This window comes from Ornithinimicrobium sp. (assembly GCF_051004135.1).
Lineage (GTDB): Bacteria > Actinomycetota > Actinomycetes > Actinomycetales > Dermatophilaceae > Ornithinicoccus.
The window spans coordinates 1-5369 of the sequence record NZ_JBPCKQ010000086.1; the positions used below are offsets into that span (position 1 = coordinate 1).

A 5369-nucleotide genomic window follows, 5' to 3' on the forward strand; every position below is an offset into this window, starting at 1 on the left:
CCACCATCGCCTCAGCCTGGATCCGCCGATTCTTTAGGGGTGATGGCCGGGTCGTGACACACGAATGCCCCTGTGACCTGGGAGAATGGGACTTACGACAGTTCCGAATCAACCAGATACAGGAGCACCCGATAGTGCGAGTCTGCCACAACCTCTCGGCTGATTTCGATGACCCGAACCTGATCGCCTGCGCGGGCCTGGTCCCGGTGATGGCCCTGGCCCAGAAGGCCGGGCTACCGGACCTGGTCGCCGACCATGTGGCCGTGCCCGGCTCGCCCGGCGCCAACGCGGACCTGAAGGTGGCCACGCTAGCTACGCCGGCTCCTGGCCACCACCACCACCGACGCCGCCGCAGCGCAGGAGGAGCGGATGCGGTTGGGCTGCTGCGTCATCGCCGCCGACATGCCCGAGACCTGGCGGCTGTGGCACACCATCAACGCGTGGTGGCCCCAGATCCTCACCCTGATCACCACCGGGGTCACCAACGCCCGTACCGAGGCCGCGAACACGACCGTCAAGCAGATCAAGAGGACCGGCGGGGGTACCGAAACCCCGAGCACTACCGAGCCCGTATCCTGCTGCGCAGCGCCCGCCGATCCAGGCGGCGCCGACGCTTGACTCAGCAGGGCACCACGCTCAACTGCGAATAGCCCCATTGACGGTGCCCCCGGATCGCCCATGAAAGGACACTGATGACCGCCATCACACTCATTGTTGGAGCAATTCTCACGCTTGCCGGTGTGGTCGGCTACGTCGCCTCCGACTCCGCGAGTTTCACCGCACTCATCCCGAGCGTCGTCGGTGTTCTTCTGCTCATCTGTGGGCTGGTCGCGAGAAAGGAGAACCTTCGACGGCATGCGATTCACGCTGCCCTCGCAGTGGCGCTGCTCGGTGCGCTCGGCTCGCTGATGAACGTCCTCCGAATCGGTGAACTCTTCGCCGGCACCGCTGAACGCCCGGCCGCCGTAATTTTGAGCACTGTCATGTTCGTAGTCCTGGTGGTCTACCTGGTCCTCGGAATCCGTTCCTTCATCATGGCGCGCCGCGCGCGAGCGGAGCACCCCGACGTCTCCTGAGGTGCCCGCGACGGGCTATTCAGATCGAAGCGATGGCGATAGGACGCCGCACTCAGCTGGAGGACGCCGAAAGCGACGGTCGCGACCGGCGTTGACGCACCCCGTGCGTGAAAGCCGTCCACTGCAGCACCACGACCATGAGCCCGAGTCCGAGCAACGGGAAACGGAACCAGTTCGGATCGGGCACAGCGCGGTGGAACGACGCGGTGTAATGCAAGAACAAGAAGTAGCCCGAGTGCAGAACCGAGAGGTAGAACACGGTGTAGGCACCGCTCTGGACCCACTTCCAGCCTGCCGGGCCCAGGAACCGCACCGCCCGATCCGATGATGTCGCCAACAGCACGGCCATCCAGATCACCGCTATCAGACCGATCACGTTGGCCAGTCCGAACCCCGGCTCCAGGCGCACCTCCCGCCCCAGCTGGGGTAGATACTCGAAGCCGAGGAAACGCTGCACGCTCCACTGCGCCCAACCGTCGATGATCAGCACCGTGTGCGTGATCGCCGCAAGAGCGGCCCAGATGCCGAGCGGGCGGCGCCAGGACAAGGCCTTGCCGACGGGCGCATATCCGCAGACCACTGCATCCGAGTCGACCAGAACCCGAACACGAGGAGCGCAGTCACCACAGCCATCGCGACGTGACGCAGGAACACGACGCGACTACCACCGGACTACGCAGGCACGTCCGTCGAGAGGCGAGCCGAGACCTGGTCCCTTGGCGTGCCGATGTTCCCCTGCACGCGACGTTCCCCCTGCGGCTGGCCATTTCTGGGGCGCGACCTCGCGCTGCTCATGATTCCCGGCCCGACTCGGCCGATCCTTGATCGGGCGCCGGAGGAATGAGGGGCCGCCCGTCGGCCTCCCACGCCACCATGCCCCCGCGCAGCTCCACCAGGTCCACGTAGCCCATTCCGGCGAGGGTATCGACCGCGGTCTCGCTCATCCCTCCGGTCATGCAGTACACCGCGATCGCGGCGTCACGATCCTGCGGCAGCTCGGCCGCACGCTCCTCGAGCCGGTCGAACGGGATGTCGGCATCCGTGCCGTCGATCCCGCCTTCGTCGGGGGTGTGCACGTTGACGACGAACCGGTCGCCGCCGTCGATCTCCGCAGCGAAGGCCTCGGGTCCGAGCTGGCGCGCAGCGGTGGCGGAGGCGGTGGGAGGAGCGGCTTCGGGCGTGGTTGCCGCACAACCGGCGATCAGCAGCACCGCCGTGGTGAGGGCCGCGGTCGAGTACAGCAGTCGACGTGCAGCATTCATGGGCACGAGCCTACGCGATCGTCACTGCGGCGCGGCCGGTACGACGTGCTGTGCAGGGCGCTGCCAGAGGGCCGGTGATGCGCCGGCCGCGAGCCCACCGAGTGCCGCTGCCGCCATCGACGAGAGCACGACGACCCCGGCCCAGAGCTCCGGTGGCCATTCCAGCCCGCTCGTGACCGCCAGGGCAACCATGTGTGCGGTCCACACACTGCCGGCGGCGACGGCGGCGAGTGCCGATAGCCGTGCTCCGGGACGGTTCCATGTTCGATGCTCGAGTAGCTGCACGAACACATCAGCGGCAAGGGCGCCGAGCGTCGCGCCGATGGCGCCGGCCAGCACCGCGACAGGAAAGTCCACCACGGCTGCGCTGAGCCATGCCACGGTGACCACCACCACCGTGATCAGTCCCCGAGGTGCCCGTCCGCGCTGCCAGGCGAACAGCAGTGGGACCATGAGGACCGCGGTGGTGACCAGGAAGCTGCCCAGACCCACCAAGGCAGGGAGCTCCCCTTCCTCGTGCCCGGGATCCCCCTCCGGCAGGCGTAGATAGGGGACCGTGGGCGCAGCGACGGCGAACTCCGAGGTATAGAGCAGGAAGAAGACGGCCAGAGCCGTCGCGAGAGCGAGCGATCCCTGGGCGACGATGGAGGAGAGGTCTCCGACCGCCCACCGCGACCGCAGCGCGCTGGTGAGGATGAGTATCCCGCCGGTGAGCAGCACCAGATGCGCCGGTCGTCGAGCCGGACACCAGCTGAGGCTGGGGTTGCCAAGCCGGGGCTTGTCGAGCTGAGTCTTCTATTGGGACACGGATCGTTCGATGCGGTCGACGAGGGTTTCCAGACCGATCTCGAACTCTAGGTCACTGGTGTCTTCGCTGAGTCGGTCTTGCATGCGGCGTACCAGGGGTGCATCGTTCAGGTCAACGTCGTCATCGTGTTCGGGGATGAGTGCTTCGCCTTCGTTGAGGGGTTCGTCGATGGGGTGCATGTTCTCCCCGCGGACGGTTACCTCGAGCAGGAGGGAGCCGACCAGGAAGCTGGTGAAGACTTTGTAGGCATCGACTGCTCTGGGGTCATCGAAACCGTAGGCGGTCATGCAGGTCAGCAAGTGCTCGATGAGGTCGATGCTGCGCAGTGGGGGGCGTAGCCAGGGCGCGGCCGGGTGGCGGGACGCCACAAGGGGGAAGGCGGCCGGGTGTTCCATCGCGGTCGTGCGCACATCGTGGGCCAGTATCTGCAGGTAACCCTGCCAGGCCAACGATGAGGGTCCGCTGCGCACCTTTGCCCGGGAGGCACTGGCCCTGGCGGCCTCGTAGACAGGGTCACCGTGCCGGCCGGGGTCGGCGATGTCCTGCCCATCCCCACCGGCACCAGCACCGTGCTCACGCCGACCACTGCCGCTTAGCTACCGCCACGATGGCCGCGACTGACCAGCATCAGTTTCGAGGCCGTTCCTGATCCCGGCCGGCCGGTCCGGGCGTGGTGTCAGCCCGCCGAGCGGTAGTGATCGTGAACGGGCGGCCCGGCGTCTGGTGGCAGTGGTGCAGGAACACCTCGGCGCCTAACGCCGCGACCGCCGCCGCGTGCAGGGCGGGTGCGTCTCTGCTGGGGTGCAGCAGCACGATCTGGGCGTCGGCGGTCAGGATCGGGGCTATCGGTGCCAACGCCTTGGCGACGCGGCGCGGACCCCCAGGTAGTAGAGCACCTCGCTGAGCACCAGCAGGCCCGCTTTGGGCCGGGCTCCCCAGGCCCGGTCGAGCCCGGCCGCGTCAGCGAGCAGGAACTCGCAGTTGGGCTCGCGGACCCGGGATCGGGCGCTGCAAAGAGCGGTTGGCGACAGGTCGACCCCCACCACGTGGGCCTGCGGCAACCTTTCCGCGAGTTTGGCGCTCAGGTGTCCTTGGGCGCAGCCGAGTTCGATGACCACACTGGGGTCCGGTGGGACTGCCGCCAGGAGTTCCTGCGCCTTGTAAAGCTCGTACGACAGTTGCGCGTAGCCCCATGGGTCTTCGGTGGCGAAGGTGTGTTCGAAGATGCCGCGACGCAGCCGGTCCCGCAAGCGTGCGGGAACTGCTGCGATGAGCGTGAACAGCCCCCGGTGGGCCAACCGCCCCAGGGTCGTCTCGGTGGGTCCCGGGGGCGCGGCACCCATCTGGGCAGTGCTGCCGCAGGCCACCGCAGCCGCGCTTCTGCTCCTGATCTTGCTCATTGTTTTCATGCTGCAGAACTCGACGAAGGTCGAAGTCCACTTCCTCGGGTTGGCTGGCGCTGTCCCGGTGGGGGTGGCCCTGCTAATCGGTGCCGTCGGTGGCGGCGTCGTGGTAGCCATCGCCGGGGTTGCCCGATTCACCCAACTACGTGTGAAGGCGCGCCGGACCAGGCGAAACACCACCGGCAACTGACGACAATCCTCTCCCGGCTCCGAGCAGAGCACTACGCCCAGCCGCAAGACCAGACCACCGGACGAGGGCCTGTGTCTTGCGTCAGCGTTCGTGTCGCACTTATCGGTTTTGATCAGACCACACTCCTAGGGTCTTCGTGAGCCCTGAGGAGGGTGCACGATGAGCACAGCATCAGGTAGAGCGGTAGCGGCCGAGCGGGTCGTGGCCGGCCCCCCGCGGGTTGCGTACTAGGTGCTGGGCCGGTCAGTGCCGGGACGGTCGTCGATGTTGTCGTCCCGGTCCCGGGTTGTCCCGTTCCCCTCGTGCTCGATGGTGTCTTGCTCGGTGGCCGGTTGCCCGCTGGGGTTGCCGGTGATCTTGCTCAACCCGGTGCGCAGGTGCTGACTGCCCTTGTGGATGCGTTGATCGTGCTTGGCGCCGGTCTTGTCGTTGACGAAGCTGCCGGCCTTGTCGATCCCCCGTTCGATGCTGCCCTGGTGGGTGCGCATCGTGTCGGTCGCGCGGCGGGCAACACTAGGGATCCTCGGTCGCTAGGGATCCTCGGTCGCTAGAACTCTGACGTTTGTCTTGAGTTCTGGGGCCGAGTACGCTGGCCAGGTCTGCTCCACAACTCGCAGGATAACCTCCTGA

General features: G+C 66.9%; 9 protein-coding genes. 3 read left to right on the top strand and 6 right to left on the bottom strand.

All coding sequences use genetic code 11. The annotated features are described in order from the left end of the window. Nucleotides 1–369: 369 nt before the first annotated feature. Entirely contained in the window at nucleotides 370–618 is a 249-nt protein-coding gene (locus tag ACR2FV_RS04940) for a transposase (protein ID WP_434014589.1), read from the top strand. A 74-nt stretch (nucleotides 619–692) separates the two neighbouring features. Continuing rightward, on the top strand, nucleotides 693–1076 hold the full coding sequence (locus tag ACR2FV_RS04945; RefSeq protein ID WP_434014590.1) for a hypothetical protein: 384 nt from the start codon (nucleotides 693–695) through the stop codon (nucleotides 1074–1076). A 52-nt stretch (nucleotides 1077–1128) separates the two neighbouring features. Here the strand turns inward: ACR2FV_RS04945 and ACR2FV_RS04950 are convergent, their stop codons facing one another. From ACR2FV_RS04950 to ACR2FV_RS04970, 5 genes are all read right to left on the bottom strand, one after another. Further along, a complete protein-coding gene (locus ACR2FV_RS04950; RefSeq protein WP_434014591.1) occupies nucleotides 1129–1656 on the bottom strand; it encodes a hypothetical protein in 528 nt (175 codons plus the stop codon). A 211-nt stretch (nucleotides 1657–1867) separates the two neighbouring features. Continuing rightward, the gene (locus ACR2FV_RS04955; RefSeq protein WP_434014592.1) at nucleotides 1868–2338 is read right to left on the bottom strand and encodes a rhodanese-like domain-containing protein; all 471 of its coding nucleotides are present in this window, start codon (nucleotides 2336–2338) and stop codon (nucleotides 1868–1870) included. 21 nt (nucleotides 2339–2359) lie between these two features. Then, nucleotides 2360–3058 (bottom strand): hypothetical protein, encoded by a 699-nt coding sequence (locus ACR2FV_RS04960; RefSeq protein ID WP_434014593.1) that lies wholly within the window; start codon nucleotides 3056–3058, stop codon nucleotides 2360–2362. Nucleotides 3059–3133: 75 nt separating this feature from the next. Further along, nucleotides 3134–3595 (bottom strand): TetR/AcrR family transcriptional regulator C-terminal domain-containing protein, encoded by a 462-nt coding sequence (locus tag ACR2FV_RS04965; protein WP_434014594.1) that lies wholly within the window; start codon nucleotides 3593–3595, stop codon nucleotides 3134–3136. A gap of 393 nt (nucleotides 3596–3988) precedes the next feature. After that, complete coding sequence (locus ACR2FV_RS04970; RefSeq protein ID WP_434014595.1) at nucleotides 3989–4489, bottom strand: class I SAM-dependent methyltransferase; 501 nt, start codon at nucleotides 4487–4489, stop codon at nucleotides 3989–3991. 7 nt (nucleotides 4490–4496) lie between these two features. Between ACR2FV_RS04970 and ACR2FV_RS04975 the strand changes: the two genes are divergently transcribed. Further along, a complete protein-coding gene (locus tag ACR2FV_RS04975; protein WP_434014596.1) occupies nucleotides 4497–4739 on the top strand; it encodes a lipopolysaccharide assembly protein LapA domain-containing protein in 243 nt (80 codons plus the stop codon). Nucleotides 4740–4966: 227 nt separating this feature from the next. On the opposite strand, the gene ACR2FV_RS04980 is transcribed toward ACR2FV_RS04975, so the two are convergent. Further along, entirely contained in the window at nucleotides 4967–5227 is a 261-nt protein-coding gene (locus ACR2FV_RS04980; protein WP_434014597.1) for an antitoxin, read from the bottom strand. Nucleotides 5228–5369 lie beyond the last annotated feature (142 nt).

Excerpts from the sequence above, each read along its gene's own strand:
- ACR2FV_RS04940 (WP_434014589.1), top strand. The coding sequence starts at position 370 with ATGCGGTTGGGCTGCTGCGTCATCGCCGCCGACATGCCCGAGACCTGG.
- ACR2FV_RS04945 (WP_434014590.1), top strand. The coding sequence starts at position 693 with ATGACCGCCATCACACTCATTGTTGGAGCAATTCTCACGCTTGCCGGT.
- ACR2FV_RS04955 (WP_434014592.1), bottom strand. The coding sequence starts at position 2,338 with ATGAATGCTGCACGTCGACTGCTGTACTCGACCGCGGCCCTCACCACG.
- ACR2FV_RS04970 (WP_434014595.1), bottom strand. The coding sequence starts at position 4,489 with ATGGGTGCCGCGCCCCCGGGACCCACCGAGACGACCCTGGGGCGGTTG.
- ACR2FV_RS04980 (WP_434014597.1), bottom strand. The coding sequence starts at position 5,227 with ATGCGCACCCACCAGGGCAGCATCGAACGGGGGATCGACAAGGCCGGC.